Source organism: Corynebacterium ureicelerivorans (assembly GCF_000747315.1).
In the GTDB taxonomy this organism is placed as follows: domain Bacteria; phylum Actinomycetota; class Actinomycetes; order Mycobacteriales; family Mycobacteriaceae; genus Corynebacterium; species Corynebacterium mucifaciens.
The window spans coordinates 520,960-536,951 of sequence record NZ_CP009215.1; the positions used below are offsets into that span (position 1 = coordinate 520,960).

A 15,992-nucleotide genomic window follows, 5' to 3' on the forward strand; every position below is an offset into this window, starting at 1 on the left:
ACCCCGTTTTCCGGTGGGCAAGCCTAGCATACCGGTACCGTGGTGCGAACGAGCCGCATATTCACCGCATTCGCACATAGTTAGGTAGGACCCCGCATGGCGCGCACCCGTCGCTTGCACTCCGACCCGCTCATTTTCTTTACCGCGCTGGGCTTCATCCTGGTGTTCGTCGCCGCCACGTTGGCGTTCGGCGACCAGGCGCGCGAGACCTACGCGGCTATCTCCGGCTGGCTGATGGACCACTTCACGTGGCTCTACATCGGCGGCGTATCCGCCACCCTGGTGTTTCTCATCTGCGTGTTTGTCTCCCGCTACGGCAACCTGCGCCTTGGCGACGATGACGACGAGCCGGAGTACTCCTACCCGGTCTGGTTCGCCATGCTGTTCGCCGCCGGCATGGGCGCGACCCTGATGTTCTGGGGCGCGGCAGAGCCGCTCAACCACGCCTACAACCCGCCGCGCGGCGGATACGACTCGATGAGCCGCGACGCGATCATCCAGGCCTTCGAGTTCACCTACTACCACTTCGGCATTCACATGTGGGTCATCTTCACGCTGCCGGGGCTGGCCGTAGGGTACTTCGTCTATAAGCGGAAGATGCCCGCGCGCATGTCGTCGATGTTCGCGCCGCTGCTCGGCGGCAAGGTGTACGAGGCGCCGGGCAAGCTTCTCGACGCCCTGGGCATCATCGGCACAGTCTTCGGCCTCGCCGTCTCGGTGGGTTTGGGCGTGCTGCAGATCTCCGCCGGCATGAACATTCTGTGGGGCGTGCCGCTGGTCACCCCGGTGCAGATCGCCATCATCTGCGCCATCACCATCGCCGCCTCCATCTCCGTGGCCACCGGCCTGGACAAGGGCGTGAAGATCCTGTCCAACCTCAACATCGCCGGCACCATCGCGTTGATGATCTTCGTGCTGCTCACCGGCCCCACCCTGAAGCTACTGGGGCAGATCACGGAGTCCTTCGGCATCTACGCCCAGTCCCTTCCGGAGCTGATGTTCTGGGTGGACTCCTACAACGACAACCCCGGCTGGCACGCCACCTGGACCGCCTTCTACTGGGCCTGGACCATTTGCTGGTCGCCCTTTGTGGGCATGTTCTTCGCCCGCATTTCCCGCGGCCGCACCGTTCGCGAGTTCATCGGCGGCACGCTGCTTTTGCCCACCGCGTTCGACCTCGTGTGGTTTTCCATCTTCGGCCGCGCCGCCATTGACATGGAGGAGCAAGACCCGGGCGTGCTGACCACCCCGGTGGTGGAGGAGGGCGACACACCGCAGGCGCTGTTTTCCCTGTTGGCCGAGTACCCGCTGTACGCCATCACCGGCACCGTGGCGCTCGTGGTGATCGTGTTCTACTTCGTCACCTCGATGGACTCCGCCGCCATGGTGATGGACATGTTCGCCTCGGGCGAGGAGAACAAGTCGCCCACCTATTACCGCGTGGGCTGGGTGGTCGCGGTCGGCCTGGTCACCGGGGCTCTGCTGTTTATCAACGATTCCGGCATCGACGCCCTGCAGCAAGTGGTGATCATCATCGCCCTGCCGTTCTTCTTCATGTACTTCGTCATGATGTACTCGCTGGTCAAGGCGATGAACGACGACTCCGCGGCTGCGCGCAAGACACGGTCGCGCACCTGGGAGAAGACGGACACCGCCGAGAAGCTCGAGCAAGGCGAGAGCAAGCCCGCGCCGGGCTACGACGCGCAAGGAAACGAGGTCGAGCGCCCCGAGCTGGAGTACGACGCAGAGGACGACTCGTGGAAGTTCCCCGAGGGCTTCGTGCTGGACCGCAGTGAGCGCAGTGAGCGCACCTAGCCTATCGACGAGCTCCGCGTGTCAGACGCATGGCGCGGTGGGGGACGCCGGTGTCCAGAAACTCTTCGCCCTCGGCCACGAAGCCGAACTGGGAGTAGTAGCCCACCAGCCCGGCCTGGGCCTCGATGACGAGGTCGCCGGGGAATCGCTCGGTGCACTCGATGCCGGCACGGACGATATCCGGGCCCAGACCAGAGCCGCGGTGGCTGGGGTGGACCACGAAGCGGCCGAAGCGGGCCCCGTTCTCGGTGGGGAAGACGCGGGCGCAGCCGACGAGCGCCTCGCGGTCGAAGGCGAGGATGTGGCGGGTGTCGGGGTCCGCGTCTTGGTCGTCAATCTCGTTGTAGGGGCAGTGTTGCTCGGCGACGAAGACGTCCACGCGCAGCTTGTACAGCTGGTGGACCTCAAACGGGGTCATCTCAACCAGCGACTTGAACGTGATCATATTTCGGCTCAATCCTTCCTGTAGTGCCGTAGGAGAGGTGGCGGTGCGCCCACTCAAAGGGGCCCTGCTTGCCCGCGCGGTCCAGCACGACCGCGAGCAGGAGGGTGATCGCCCAGACCAGCAGCCCGAGCAGTAGCTTGCCCGTGACTGAGGAGTCCAGACCGATTCCCAGGAACGCGGGCGTGCACAGGAGGACGAACAAGAACGACTGGGCGAGGTAGCCGGACATGGAACGCTTGCCCAAGGCCACGAACGCGCGGGCCCAGCCGGGCACTTGGTTGTGCAGGCTGTCGGTGGCGAGCGCGAGCGCGGCTAGGATGCCCGGGCCGGTGAGGTAGCCAACGGCCTGGTTCAGCACGAACAGCGGCATCTCCCACTCGGCGGGCAGCACGCCTGCGGCGCTCAGCCCCCACGGCAGGCCGACACAGACGATGACCAGCCCCGCGATGACGGTCCAGGTGATGAGGGTACGGCGGTGCGAAGCGACGTCGATAAGCACCCGCTCCCGCGCCCACACAAAGCCGATGATGCTGAGCGCGCCGAGCTGGAGTGCGGCGAACGGCTGCATGGCCAAGAGCCCGAGCGCCATTTGAGTGTTCGTGCTGAAATATGCGCCTAGGCTGTCCAGCGTGGCGGTAGGGGCGGACTCGATGATGCCGGCGCCGGCGTCGAAGTACAGGGACGCGAACGCGCCCATCACGCCCATCGCCGTGAAGATGACGAGGATGACGTAGGCGATGATGCGAAGCGTCTTCGAACTGAGGGTGAGCATGGCTGCGAGCAGGATGCCCACCAGCCCGTAGGTGAGCATGATGTCGCCGAAGAAGAGCAGGAACATGTGCGCCAAACCGAACAGCGCCAGAATGCCGTAGCGGCGCCACAGCACGCGCCGGGCCTGTTTGGCCGGGTAGTGCTTGCGGTAGAGGCTGGCGGCCACGAGGCCGAAGCCGAAGCCGAGCAGCGTGGAGAACATTGGCAGGCCGCGCACGTGGATGAACATGGCGGCGAAGATGGCGCTGAACTGGTCGACGACGCTGTCGGGGCGCACGCCGCCGACGGACCAGCCGACCCGGGACTGGTCCTCGGACCAGTCGTTGATCACCCACGCCTGGGCAGCGTTGGCCATCGCGATGCCCAGCAGCGCGGTGCCGCGGGCGAGGTCAGGGACGATCAGGCGTTGCTGTTGGGGTCGGCTGTCCTGCATGCGCTCAACGTACCCCGTCAGTTCCGCATCAGCCACGGGGAGATGCCGGCCAGGATTGCGCGGGTGGACAGGTCCAGCACCGGGTCCAGGTCCGGGGCGAACTTGGGCGAGTGATTGTAGGGGGCGTTCGGGTTGTCGCTGCTGCCCACCACCCAGTAGTAGTACGGCGCGCCCCAGGCGTTGGCGATGGTGGGGAAGTCCTCGGAGCCGGACAGGCGGCCGAAATCGCTGGTCTGGTCGCCGAACTGCTCGCGGAATGCCGCCAGGACGGTTTCCGCGGTGTCCTCGTCGTTCCAGAACTCGGGTGCGCCGCCGACAACCTCGAACTCCGGCTCGCGCTCGCACCCGGCGATGGCGCACTCGCCGCGGACGATGCGCTCGATGTCGGCGTTGAGCTTGTCGGACATCTCGTCGGTGTAGGCGCGGGTGGACACCTTCAGCTCCACCGAGTCGGGGATGGTGTTAGGAGATTCACCCCCGTGAACCGCACCGACGGTGACCACCGCGAGCTCCTGTGGGTTGACCTGGCGCGAGACAATGGTTTGCAGGCTGAGGATGATCTTGGCGGCAAGCACCACAGGGTCGATGCCGGTGTGCGGCATGGACCCGTGGGAGCCGGAGCCGTACAGCGTGATCTTGGTTTGCACGCACGCTGCGAAGACCGGGCCGGCCAGTGCGCCCACGCCGTAGCCTTCCATCATCGTGCCCACGTGCTGTCCCAGCACCACGTCCGGTTTCTGGATTTTCTCCGCCAGGCCGGCATCCGCCATGTCCTGGGCGCCGGCGCCCGTTTCCTCGCCGGGCTGGAACAGGGCAATGAACGTGCCGGACCATGCGTCCTTGTGCTGCGCGAGCGCCTCGGCGGCGCCCAGCAGGGCAGCGGTGTGCATGTCGTGCCCGCACGCGTGCATGCGCCCGAGCTCTGGGTCGGCGGCGTAATCCAGGCCGGTGGCTTCGGTGATTGGCAGTGCATCGAAGTCCGCGCGGAAGCACACCACAGGGCCTTCGCCGTTTTCTAGGACGCCGACCTTGCCGGTGCTCCCCACCGCGGTGACGTTGTAATCGAGGGCGGTGAGCTCGTCCTCGATGCGCTTGGACGTCTCCACCTCTTCCATGGACAGCTCCGGGTGCTGGTGGAGCCACTTGTACAGGGCCTCGCGCTTGTCGCGGGTGGCGTCGATGGTGGGCTCGAACTGGGCGAGGTGGCCAGAAAGCTTCGGGGAGTGCGTCATGGACTCACTCTAACCGCGTTCAACCCCTCCCGTAGCAGGAAAGGATGTGGTTGAATGTTTCCGTTGATACTGAAGTTGCCAATGTGATTGGGGATCCCATGCGCCGACTGTCCGCCGCCCGTTTGTTCGCCGTCGCGATGTTGTGTTTCACCTCGGCGGTCACGGGGACGGTTACGGGCAGCACGCCTGCGCACGCGCAGAACGCCGAGGCACCGGTGGGGGACCTGCAGAACTATGTGTGGCGCACGGACCCGGTGTCCAAGGTGCTCGCCGGAAAACCCGCGGCGGATAAGGTGCTGTACCGCGTGCCCGGCTCTTTCTTCGACGCGCCGCGCACGCCCCCAGAGGCAGAGGACGCCCTGCGGCGCGGCCGCGCGCTCTACGGCCCCAGCACCCCGCTCTACGTCGGCTCCGTGCCCGGCCAGGAGGTCATTTGCACCACTACCGTGGCCGGCTACAACGACCGCGGGCAGAAGGTCGCCATCACGGCCGGCCACTGCGGCGAGGTGGGCGATGCCGTGCAATCAGCGGATGCCCCGCAGCTCGGCCGCACCGGGATGATCACCCACGTCAACCACGATCTGGACTACGCCGTGATCACGTTGGCCCCCAATACCGAGGTCACGCGCAGCTACAACGGCGTCACCGTCAACCGCCTCGGCGGCGCGCCGGTGCCCGCAGGCGGTGTGGTGTGCAAGACCGGCGTGGCGTCGGGCACCACCTGCGGCTACACCATCAACGATGGGGGCACCCGCAACACCAACCACGTGTGCGCGATGCAGGGCGATTCTGGCGCGCCCCTCATGGAGGGCGACCGTGTCATCGGCATGATCAACGGCGGCATCTGGGGCCCGCCGTTTAACGTGTCCTGCAGGACGCCGCTGCAGGGCCCCGTCCACGCGCCGACAGGCTCGTTGCGTATGGACGCCGCGCTCGGCGACATGCCGGGCGGTTTCCGTCTGCCCTAGCGGGTAAACCGGCCGGAGCTAGCCGCGGAGCCTGCCCGCGATTTCGTCGACCACCTGCGGGTTGCCCGCCACACACCAGGTCACCCCGCCGGCGTCGACCTCGACGCACCGCCCGCCCGCGGCCTCGACAAGCGCCTTGCCCGGCAGCCAATCCCAATCCGGCACCGTGTGCTGCAGCCACGCGCCCATCTGTCCGGATGCGAGGTTGGACAGATCCACAGACCCCGCGCCCTGCATGCGCAGGGTGGCGGCGCCGGTGACCACGCGCAGCCATGTCTCCCGCACCTCGTCGTCGGCCAGGGACGTGGGGTGCAGGTAGGTCACCACGGCGCTCTCGCTTAGCGACGCCTCCGGCAAGCCCCCAAGCTCCACCCCGTCACGCGTGGCGTTACCGTGCGCCGCCAGCCAGGTCGTGCCCGTGGCGGGGCGGTGGACGGCGCCGATGGCGGGCGTGTGGGCGGAGCTGGCGTCGATGAGCGCAAGCGCCGAGCAGAAGTAATCCGAGCCTTGCGAGAAGTTGTAGGTTCCGTCCACCGGGTCGATCACCCAGGTGCGGCCCGTGGCGGACGGACGGTTCGCGCCCTCCTCGCCGAGGACGCCGTCGTCGCCGCGCAGCTCAGCGAGCACATCGGCCACAAACCGCTCGGCGGCGCGGTCCGCATCGGTCACCACGTCCGAGATCGACGTCTTGAAGTCGGTGCCGACGCCCTCCGCGCGCATGCGGAGGGCGAGCTGGCCGGCGTGCTCGACGAGCGCCGCGGCCAGCTCGGCATCGGTGGATGCGCGGTGGGCCTCGATGAATGCTGCAGTGCTGGTTGCTTCCGTCACGCAGCCATTATTGCGCAGACGGGGTGGCGGTGCCTGCCGCGTCTGCGGCCTCGTCGTTCTCCTCGAGGTAGACGTTGGAACCCAGGTCGCGGAACTCACGCGCCATCTCCTGCTCGCCCTCGCGCGCGGCCGGGCCCGTCACCGGGTCGGGCGTGGCGTCGAAGTCGAAGGTGGGCATGCCCAGGTCCGCGATCTGGTCGCCGAACTCGTCGCGGATGTCCTGGCTGATGCGCATCGAGCAGAACTTCGGCCCGCACATGGAGCAGAAGTGCGCCGTCTTCGCGGGCTCCGCCGGAAGGGTTTCATCGTGGTAGGACTGCGCGGTCTCCGGGTCGAGGGAGAGCGCGAACTGGTCATGCCAGCGGTACTCGAAGCGGGCCTTGCTCATCGCGTCGTCCCAGTCGCGCGCGCCCGGGTGGCCCTTCGCCACGTCGGCCGCGTGCGCGGCGACCTTGTACGTGATCACGCCCGTCTTCACGTCATCGCGGTTGGGCAGTCCCAGGTGCTCCTTGGGGGTGACGTAGCACAGCATGGCCGTGCCGCCCATGGCGATGTTGGCCGCTGCGATGGCTTTCAAGGCCGATGCGATCCACCCCGGATACGGCTGTTGCGCGGTCGTATCTAGTAACACCGTGGTGAGTATCGAGTAACGCATTGGTGAGCATCCAGTAACAGTCCGGGGGAGGATTCTGGTGACCGCGTGACTTCAGGGCACGCGGCGTTACCAGAGGAGTCTGATTGTGACTGACTACCGGGCGGTAATGGATCAAGTGCTCAAAGGCTGGTCTGTCCGTCAAATCTGTTCGAGTTCGCGGTGCTCGCACACCACCGTGCAAAAGGCTCGCGATGCGCTGGTGGAACACAACATCACAACCCGTGAGCAACTTCGTGGGGTTGCGGATCATGAGCTGGCGGACTGGTTCGTCGACGGGCGCAGCCATGCTCAGGGGGATTTCGTCCCGATCGATTTCGACGCTGTCGCCAAGGCGCGCACCGGGCGCAACAAGGTGACCCTGCAGGTGCTGTGGGGCCGCTACACCGCACAGCCTGCGGGCACAGGCCAGCGGTACTACAGCTACGAGCGGTTTCGCCAACTTGTGGCTCAACACGTCGATGCAGCCGGGCTGACCGCCAGAATCACCCATCTCCCAGGCCATACGATGCAGGTGGACTGGGCAGGCACGAAGATGCGGTTGTTTGACCCCACCGGCGGGCAAGGCTTGAAGGTCAGTATCTTTGTCGCCTCGCTGCCGTATTCAGGGATGGTGTTCGCCTGCGCGTGCGCGGATGAGCGCCAGGACGCGTGGCTTGCAGCTCATATCCGCGCGTTCGAGTACTTCGGCGGGGTTGCCGAGGTCATCGTGCCGGATAATGCCTCAACGGCTTCGAATGCGATCAGTGCCGCGGACAGGAATCGCCGGGTCAACTCCACCTACGAGGAGTTTTTGGAGCACTACAACACCGCCGCGTTGCCGGCTCGGGCGAAACGTCCCAAGGATAAGGCCAGCGTTGAAGCTGCAGTCAAGATTGTCACCCAGAACGTTATCCACGCACTCGATGGCCACCAGTGCGCCGGAATAGACGAGCTCAACGCAAAAATCACCGTCCTAGTCGATGGGATCAACGCTGCCGAACCGTTTCGCGGCAATGCGACGAGCAGGCGCGCATTGTTTGATCAGTTCGAACGCGACGTGCTCACCGCGCTGCCTGAAACGCCGTGGCAGCGTACCGAATGGAAACGCGCCAAAGTCGCGCCGAACTTCCACATCAGAGTGCACAACGCGCATTACTCGGTGCCCAACCAGCTGGTGGGCCGCACCGTGGATGTGCGTATCACCGGTGACAGTCTCGCCGTCTTCGACGCCGGGCAGCGTGTGGCCACCCACCAACTCGCACGTGCCCGCGGGGTGTATGTCACCGACACCGACCACATCCCGGCGAACATGGGTGACACCCGTGGGTTGTGGACAAGCGAGTACTTCCTGCGCGAAGCCGCCAAGATCGGGCCGGCCACCCGCCAGGTGATTGCCGAGCTCATCGAAGCCAAAGCGATCCCTGCCCAGGCGTACCAAGCGTGCCGCAACGTGCTCAGCATGGGCAAACACACCAACAAGCCAATCCTCGAAGAAGCCTGCAGGCGGTTGGTGTCCACCGACGGTGCTAGGCGTGCTGTGTCGTATACCGCGGTGAAAAACATGATGGCCGCCGTGCGCAAAGACACCTCCACACGGCCTACAGGCACTGACCTGCCAACCGATCAACCAACCGGCAGACCCGCTGACGGCGCGCCTGCGCCGACAGCGCGTGACACCCGCGGCGCCTACCTCGGTGGTGCTGCCCAGTTCAGCCTCGAAAACCTCACCAAGAAGGGATCTGCATAACCCATGCCCCACCCACAGCCAGCATCAGCATCTGCCCGCTTCCTCGATGAATCAGTCCTGCCGGTCTTTACCGACCTGCGCATGACCGCCTTCGGACAAAGCGTCATCGACATCGCCGCCGATCCCGCCTTCGACGATTGGAGCTTTTCCGACAAGGTGCTCTACGCACTCGACAAAGAGGTAGCGGCCAAGCGTGAGAGGCGAGTCAACAAACTGCTCAAAGCATCCCGATCGCCAAATCCCGATGCTTGTATCGAAGACATCACCTACACGCCCGGCCGCACCATCAACAAAGAGCAAATCACCCGACTCGCTCACTGCCAATGGTGCCAAAGCGCACAAAACATTGTCATCCTGGGCAAATCCTCCGTCGGCAAAACCTACCTCGCCCAAGCACTACTCACCGCGGCGTGCCGAAACGACTACTCCGCACGCTTCTTCCGCACCGACACACTTGCCAACCACCTCGCCGTGCTCAAACACGACGACCCAGCCCGCATCACATTCCTCGAAGACCTCCACCACACAGACGTGTTAGTCCTCGACGACTTCCTGACCACCCCAATCGATGCCGTCACCGCACACCAACTGCTCAACATCCTCGCAGAGCGCGAACCCCGCGGATCCACCATCGTGACATCCCAGTTCACACCCGACGAGTGGTACAAATCCATCCCCGATGCCGTCATCGCCGAATCCATCCTCAACCGACTCGTCGCCGGCGCCGAAATCATCACACTCGAAGGCACCAACATGCGACTGGCCCCATAACCCCGCCGAAACCCCAAAACGCCCGGGTGTTACTCGATACTCACCCGGGCGTTACCCGATACTCACCACACCGTTACTAAACACGTGGTCTAAACATACGGCTTCCTCTCCGAAAAGGCCGACTTCGTCAAAATGGTGGAGGAAGAAAACATCGGTTTCGTCGGCCCGTCGTCGGAGCACATCCGCCGCATGGGCGACAAGATCGAGGCGAAGAAGATCGCGCAGGCGGCGGGCGTTCCCACGGTTCCCGGCTCCGATGGCGTGGTTACCGAGTACGAGGAAGCTTTAGACGTCGCCAAGCAAACTGGCTTCCCGCTGCTGATTAAGGCAGCCGCTGGCGGCGGCGGGCGCGGCATGCGCGTGGTGGAGTCCGAGGACACCCTGGAGAAGGACCTCAACGAGATCATGAACGAGGCGCAGTCCGCGTTCAACGACTCGTCCGTGTACATCGAGCGCTACCTCACCGACATCCGCCACATCGAAATCCAGGTGCTGGCGGACGGCGAGAACGCCATCGCGCTCGGTGAACGCGACTGCACTTCGCAGCGCCGCAACCAGAAGCTCATCGAGGAAGCGCCGTCGCCTGCGATTGACGGCGAGCTCCGCGTGGGCCTCCAAGAGGCAGCCATCAACCTGTGCAAAGAGGTGGGCTACAAGAATGCGGGCACCGTCGAGTTCGTCTTCGACAACATCGAGCGCAAGTATTACTTCATCGAGATGAACACCCGTATTCAGGTGGAGCACCCGGTCACCGAAATGATCACCGGTGTGGATCTGATTCAGGAGCAGTTGCGTATCGCTTCCGGGCAGAAGCTGCGCCTGACCCAGGACGACATCGAGATCCGGGGCCACGCGATTGAGTGCCGGATCAACGCCGAGGACCCGAACGAGAACTTCGCGCCGCGTCCCGGCAAGATCGAGCACTACCGCGCACCCGGCGGCTTCGGCGTGACCACTACCCGGGACTTGACCGGAAGGAACCCAAAACAGCCTACGTCACATAGGAAAATGAGGCTTCATTCTCTTTAGAAGTCCATTCTGAGGTCGAGATACTGTATCGGGGCAGTCCTTTGAGGCGTTGTTGGATTCGGTTGTTCTGAAAAAGGGCTGCTCCCCCATCAGCAGGCAACTAACGGGGGAGCAGTGCAGAGAACGTAGATTAACAGTCTTAAACGGTAGATTGTCCGGGAAGTTCAGGCCGGATCACTTTGCCCATCGGGTTGCGCGGGAAATCGGCCACAAAGAATACATCTCTCGGTGCATGAGCATCTGAGAGACCAGCCGTCACGATTCGTCGCACTTCCACGTCGTCGAGTTCGTTTGCGGTTACCCCGTCCTCACGAATTACGTAGGCTCGCAGAGCTTGCCCATAGTGAGGATCTGAGACACCATGAACATGGACATCGTCAATCCTTTCGTCCCGAACGAGGAGATCCTCAATCTCCGAAGGGAAGATTTTCTCGCCATACTGTGTGATTACAAGGTCATCTGCTCGACCTTTAACGTAAAGCCGATTACCGCGTCGATAGCCGCGATCACCCATTCGCAGAAGATTGTTGTTGGTCTTGATCTCGATTGAAGGGTCAGTGTAGCCAACAAACATATCGTATGCGCCGGCGAAAATTTCGCCGATTTCACCGTCCGGTAGAAGAGTGCCGTCGTCATCACGAATTTCGATAACTGAACCGGGGTGAATAGTGCCTGTGAGTGTCGGATCTGCGGCTAGCTCATCAGCATCGGAGATGGCTAACCCTGAGGTCTCGGTTGACCCGTAGCAGTTGTGGAAAACTTTTCCGAACTTCTCATTTACTTTCTCGACCTCGTATGAGGTTAGCGGGCTACCGGAAGAAGTGATGAATTCTAGACCGTCTACTCGGTCGATTGCGTTCCGGTCGAGGTGAGCGATCATCTCTCGTAAACGAGAGGCTGAACTGATCCAAGCATTGATGTCGTACTTTTCGAACTGTTCAAGAGCCTTAGAAGAATCGAAGTTCCGCTGCGTAACGATTGTTGAACCGGTGAAGATGCACAGGAGCATATTGCCCCACCCGTAAAAGTGGAACAGCACCCCGGTTAATAGAACGGACATACCTCTCCGCCACGGGACGGTTCCAAGCACGGGTCCGATCCCTTGGGGCGACTTCAGCTGCCTTCGGACTACACCCTTAGGCATGCCCGTCGTTCCTGATGTCATTACCACATGCTGTGACCTAGTAGGTTTTTCAGGTAGAAGATCGAGATCTGTGGAACCGCTCTCGATGACCTGGTCCATTGTAAGGGCATCTGCTGGAAGCATTCCGGGGTCGTCGATATGCCCGATGATGACGGTGCAGTTCTCTTTGGTCTTGTCGGTGAGCCGGTCGTAGAAACTCTGATCGACAATGAGGGTTTCCACCTCGTGGAATTCTAGAACCCGTTCGATCTGGGGTCCAGAACTATTAGCGTTGATCATGAAGATGTGATAGCCGACGAACTGGCGGGCGCACAGTGGGAAAATGGAAGCACGACCATTCAAAGCCAAGACGGCTAGGTTACCTCCATCGCGGACCCCATTTTGCATCAAACCAGTAGCCAGCCGTACCACACGGTCATAGAACTCGTAGTAGGTCAGCTCTCCGTCGTCATCTACAAGCCCCAGGCGTTCTGGATGACGCCGAGCGGTGTTGGCAAGGCCGCCGCTTTCAAGCGAGCCAAAACGCTTAATGGTTCTAGCATCTGCTTTGACATCGGCGACAGAGCCGAGCTCGAAGATGTTGTTCTTTCGGATGACGTTCAAGAAGTAGAAAAATTGACGTATGACTTCCTTTTTTGGTACCCCGTGGTCGGTATCGGGGTGAAGAGTGTATTTAGACATGTGCGCTTCCTTTCAGTAGCGGGGTGTGCTCGATTAGGTGAATGCCTCTGTTACATAAGTAAAGAGTTCCTGCTCCATATTTCTGACTTCTGCAGCAGCCTGTTGCTCATTGAAGCCTCGGTGCTCCGAGATTATCTTTGCGAAAGTCTTACGAACCGCTGGGGCCATCCGCTTGGCATCTCCGCAAACGAGGGTCTTCGCTCCTTTCTCGAGAAGAYTGAACACATCATTGCGATCCGAATAGAGGCGGTCCTGAACATACTTAATGTCCGTACCGCTTTCGCTTCGACTGTGGTGACGTGAGAACGCGGTGCGAACATCGATTACRCCATCCTTCTCCCACTCATGGAGTTCCTCGCTATATAGGAAGTCGGATTCGGGGCCGTGGCAGCCATAGAAAAACAAAGATTTAGCTGGTGTGATGCCTTCATTCTGGCAACGTGTTGCACGTTCCTCGATGAATGCACGGAGGGGAGCGATCCCAGTACCAGCGCCGATGAGAATCATTGGTATGGATGGATCTGGCTCCACTTGGAAATGTYTATTTCCGGGCACTACCGAAACCAAGATCTTAGAACCGGCCTGCTGTTTCGCTAAATAATTGGAAGAAACGCCAGTGAAGGTTCCACGGCCTGACCATGCAGGAGATTCGATGCGGGAGAAGGTCAAAGAAGGCTTTGTCGGTTCACCGAGAGCAGACGACGAGATTGAGTAGCGACGAGCTCGGAGCGGCTCAAGCATTGAAATGAACTGGCCGAAGGTGAAGTCTACAGATCGGAAAGTTTCGAGGAAATCTAGGAGCGAGGTCCGCTTCTCGAGCAGCTCGTTGAAAGTTTCGGTTTCAGCGAGTTGCGATAGTTGAGCTTTTTCGGGTGGGCATTGACACTGTGCAACTGCTAGATCCAGGTGCCGCTTGCTCAACGGTGTTGCAAGCTCAACGTAGTTTTCAAGTAGATCATTAATTGTCAATACTTGGTCTATGGGCAGGAACGTGGAGCAACCGGAAAGCTTTATGCGATCTTCCCCTGCTAGTTGGAAATGGTCCAACACGCGGTTGACACCGGATGACGAGTTCTTCGGGAGTACCTCTAAGTAATCGCCTGTCGAGTATGAAACCCCTTCAGGAAGTTCAAGAACAGCCTTGAATTTCTCGTTCATGGCCCCATCAACGTCTGTGGATAGCTTTTGAACGCTGGTGACTACTGCTTCGACGAATGGGCCGTCTGTCTCGGCTACCAACATATTCTGACGCCCAGCATCAACTACTGTGACCTCGACGAAGTCTGACTTGCTGTGATCATCGAACGAAAGATCGAGATCGGCTGCGAGTTTTGACCAAAGTCGTTTTGACCAAGATTCGAAGTCGGCGAAATAGTCTCCCTTCATGTCAATTACACCGCGATCAATCAATCGTATGGCTCCGCGAGATTCCATGGCCTCGTCGATCTCGGCTGGAACGCGTTGGAACGTCTCTGCCCAGTCTGAGTTACCGCTGCCAAGCACAGCAAATTTCACACCTGTTAGTGACGGTGCTTCCTTGCCTGTTATCCAATTGAAGAAACGCTTTGCATTATCCGGGGGGAAACCTTCATATGAGCTGGTAGCTACGATTGCAATGTCGCCCGCCTGCAAAGAATTGACGGCATCATCGAGATCAGACATGTCGACTTCGAAGCCTTGTGTTTTGGCAAARGCCGCTAATTCTTCAGCGTGACTACGAGAGGTTCCGGCRTTAGARCCTACGAGCAGGCGCAGCTTATACCCGTTCGGAGGAGCATCGACCTTTGTGATTGGTGTCTCTTCTGTCGTGGGAGCGTCAGCGTGAGGCTCGTCGTAGCGCTTGGGTCCGAGGTACGGATATTCTTCCCTCGGTTGGATAGTGACGAACAGGTCTTTCGGTTTCGAAGTTAGGCCGTCAAGCATTTCCAGTTCATAGCTTGGATTTGCGAAGTTGAAATCCAAGTGTTGAACAATCAACGCAAGCATCATKGTGGCTTCTTGGAGCGCGAAGAAGCGGCCGAGACACGATCGTTGCCCATTTCCAAATGGTTTCCACGCATTATGAGGTATWAATTTGGCATTCTCAGGATCGAACCGTTCCGGTCTGAACTCTTCGGGATTATCCCATACGGCCGGATCACGATGCATGTGTCCGAGGAGAACCAACAGCGTGTCTCCAGGGTTAACAGTTACAGGGGTTCCTCCTGTGCCACCGTTCTCACCAATCGTCGTAGTTTCAAAAGGTGTTACTGCATATGCCGGAGCAGTGGGGTAYTTCCTTAGACCTTCACGAAGTACTTGATCAATGTAGTTTAGATCTTTGAGATCTTCATATTGAGGGAATCTACCGTTGAGGACCGAATCGGTGTTTTCGCGTGCCTTGGCTAAGACTCGGGGATTACGCATCAATTCGTAGAGAACGAAACTGAGCAGCCCAGAAGTTGTCTCGTGGCCTGCAATTAGAAACGTAATCAACTGATAGCGTAGGTTTTCGTCGGTCAGACGCCCCCCAGTCTCAGGATCGGTTGCATTCATCATGACATCGAGAACGTCTTCATAGCCCTCTGGGCTAGGATTCCTTCGTCGTTCCCTAATCAAACTATCGACGGTGTCCTGCATGACCGAGACATCGTTCTTGAACTGGTGATTGCCAATAAGACCAAGAGTCTTCTGAATCTTCAAAGCATGGGCTCGCTTGCCGGCATGATTCAAGCCACGACCCATTGCGTCGATAAAGGGGTGAAAGCCTTCCGTATAGAATGAATTGAAGCGAAATGTAAATGAGCAGAGCGCAATGGTGTCGAGCGTCAATCTAGTGAAGTCACCAGCGACATCAATTTCTTCATCGGCTCGTGCTCTCGACCACTTAAGCATAAGCTGGTCTGCGATGTCTGCCATGCGGTGGTACATTCCGCGCAGAGCGACTGGGCTGAAAGCGGGCATAAGAATTCGATGTGCTTTACCCCACTCCGGATCGTCGAACTCGGCGGTAAAAAGGCCGTTACCAGAGAATCCGCTTACTTCTTGGAGGGCGGGGTGGACGACCTTATGAAAACGGGTTTCATCTGAGAGCTCATCGACCAAGGCGAAAGAGGTCACCACGTAGAACGGTGCAGAGCCGGGTATCTCTTGTCGATAAAAACGCCCGTGTTTTTCAGCTAATCGCGTTCCGGACTGAACGATGTTGCGTGGATCGAGTGAATAGGCGGTTCCGATTAGCGGGTACGATTTCGGCCCGGGGATAGCGGTGTCAGGGTTAACGCTCGATGAGCCCAGCCCAGGGCGTTCGGAGTTTTTGGACGTCATGATGATTCCTTAGACCGTTAGAAAGTCGCTAATGGATTCTAGAATTTAGGTAGAGCGTTAACGGCTACCTGAAATGAAAGTTCTAAAGATTGCTTAACGCTTGGCCAGGCGTTAAGAGTTCTCCCCCAAAAATTTTCGATGGTTGGAAAACCGGTGAGGTGTATCAGTGGAGTGGTCAACGGATACTC

11 protein-coding genes and 2 pseudogenes are annotated in these 15,992 nt (G+C 60.2%); 6 read left to right on the plus strand and 7 right to left on the minus strand.

Going from position 1 to position 15,992, the window contains the following annotated elements; genetic code table 11:
- Nucleotides 1-96: 96 nt before the first annotated feature.
- Nucleotides 97-1,815: a BCCT family transporter gene (locus CUREI_RS02645; RefSeq protein ID WP_051952155.1), complete on the plus strand. Its 1,719-nt coding sequence runs from the start codon at nucleotides 97-99 to the stop codon at nucleotides 1,813-1,815.
- Nucleotide 1,816: 1 nt separating this feature from the next.
- On the opposite strand, the gene CUREI_RS02650 is transcribed toward CUREI_RS02645, so the two are convergent.
- Genes CUREI_RS02650 through CUREI_RS02660 form a run of 3 tightly spaced genes read right to left on the minus strand, consistent with a single transcriptional unit; the run spans nucleotide 1,817 to nucleotide 4,696 of the window.
- Entirely contained in the window at nucleotides 1,817-2,260 is a 444-nt protein-coding gene (locus tag CUREI_RS02650) for a GNAT family N-acetyltransferase (RefSeq protein WP_038610111.1), read from the minus strand.
- Nucleotides 2,235-3,464, minus strand: coding sequence for a DUF418 domain-containing protein (locus CUREI_RS02655; protein WP_038610114.1), 1,230 nt, complete (start codon nucleotides 3,462-3,464; stop codon nucleotides 2,235-2,237). Before CUREI_RS02655 ends, CUREI_RS02650 begins: the two co-directional genes overlap by 26 nt.
- Nucleotides 3,465-3,481: 17 nt before the next feature.
- On the minus strand, nucleotides 3,482-4,696 hold the full coding sequence (locus CUREI_RS02660; RefSeq protein WP_084768120.1) for an amidohydrolase: 1,215 nt from the start codon (nucleotides 4,694-4,696) through the stop codon (nucleotides 3,482-3,484).
- Nucleotides 4,697-4,794: 98 nt separating this feature from the next.
- On the opposite strand from CUREI_RS02660, the gene CUREI_RS02665 reads away from it, so the two are divergent.
- Complete coding sequence (locus tag CUREI_RS02665; protein WP_038610117.1) at nucleotides 4,795-5,664, plus strand: S1 family peptidase; 870 nt, start codon at nucleotides 4,795-4,797, stop codon at nucleotides 5,662-5,664.
- A gap of 18 nt (nucleotides 5,665-5,682) precedes the next feature.
- On the opposite strand, the gene CUREI_RS02670 is transcribed toward CUREI_RS02665, so the two are convergent.
- Together CUREI_RS02670 and CUREI_RS02675 are read right to left on the minus strand one after the other, a co-directional pair.
- Entirely contained in the window at nucleotides 5,683-6,492 is an 810-nt protein-coding gene (locus tag CUREI_RS02670; protein ID WP_038610120.1) for an inositol monophosphatase family protein, read from the minus strand.
- Nucleotides 6,493-6,499: 7 nt separating this feature from the next.
- Nucleotides 6,500-7,063 (minus strand): annotated as a pseudogene (locus tag CUREI_RS02675) (phosphomethylpyrimidine synthase ThiC); the annotation flags it as partial.
- A gap of 169 nt (nucleotides 7,064-7,232) precedes the next feature.
- Here CUREI_RS02675 and istA point away from each other — a divergent pair.
- The 4 genes and pseudogenes from istA (at nucleotide 7,233) to CUREI_RS02690 (ending at nucleotide 10,673) form a co-directional block, all read left to right on the plus strand.
- Nucleotides 7,233-8,873: an IS21 family transposase gene (istA, locus tag CUREI_RS02680; protein ID WP_084768122.1), complete on the plus strand. Its 1,641-nt coding sequence runs from the start codon at nucleotides 7,233-7,235 to the stop codon at nucleotides 8,871-8,873.
- A 3-nt stretch (nucleotides 8,874-8,876) separates the two neighbouring features.
- Nucleotides 8,877-9,644 (plus strand): ATP-binding protein, encoded by a 768-nt coding sequence (locus CUREI_RS02685; RefSeq protein WP_038610129.1) that lies wholly within the window; start codon nucleotides 8,877-8,879, stop codon nucleotides 9,642-9,644.
- 108 nt (nucleotides 9,645-9,752) lie between these two features.
- Nucleotides 9,753-9,815, plus strand: a pseudogene (locus tag CUREI_RS12745) (hypothetical protein); the annotation flags it as partial.
- A gap of 18 nt (nucleotides 9,816-9,833) precedes the next feature.
- Entirely contained in the window at nucleotides 9,834-10,673 is an 840-nt protein-coding gene (locus tag CUREI_RS02690) for an ATP-binding protein (RefSeq protein ID WP_269077755.1), read from the plus strand.
- A 139-nt stretch (nucleotides 10,674-10,812) separates the two neighbouring features.
- Here the strand turns inward: CUREI_RS02690 and CUREI_RS02695 are convergent, their stop codons facing one another.
- Nucleotides 10,813-12,498, minus strand: coding sequence for an AMP-binding protein (locus tag CUREI_RS02695; protein WP_038610132.1), 1,686 nt, complete (start codon nucleotides 12,496-12,498; stop codon nucleotides 10,813-10,815).
- Nucleotides 12,499-12,531: 33 nt separating this feature from the next.
- Nucleotides 12,532-15,804, minus strand: a complete 3,273-nt coding sequence (locus CUREI_RS11775; RefSeq protein ID WP_084768126.1) for a bifunctional cytochrome P450/NADPH--P450 reductase — start codon at nucleotides 15,802-15,804, stop codon at nucleotides 12,532-12,534.
- Nucleotides 15,805-15,992 lie beyond the last annotated feature (188 nt).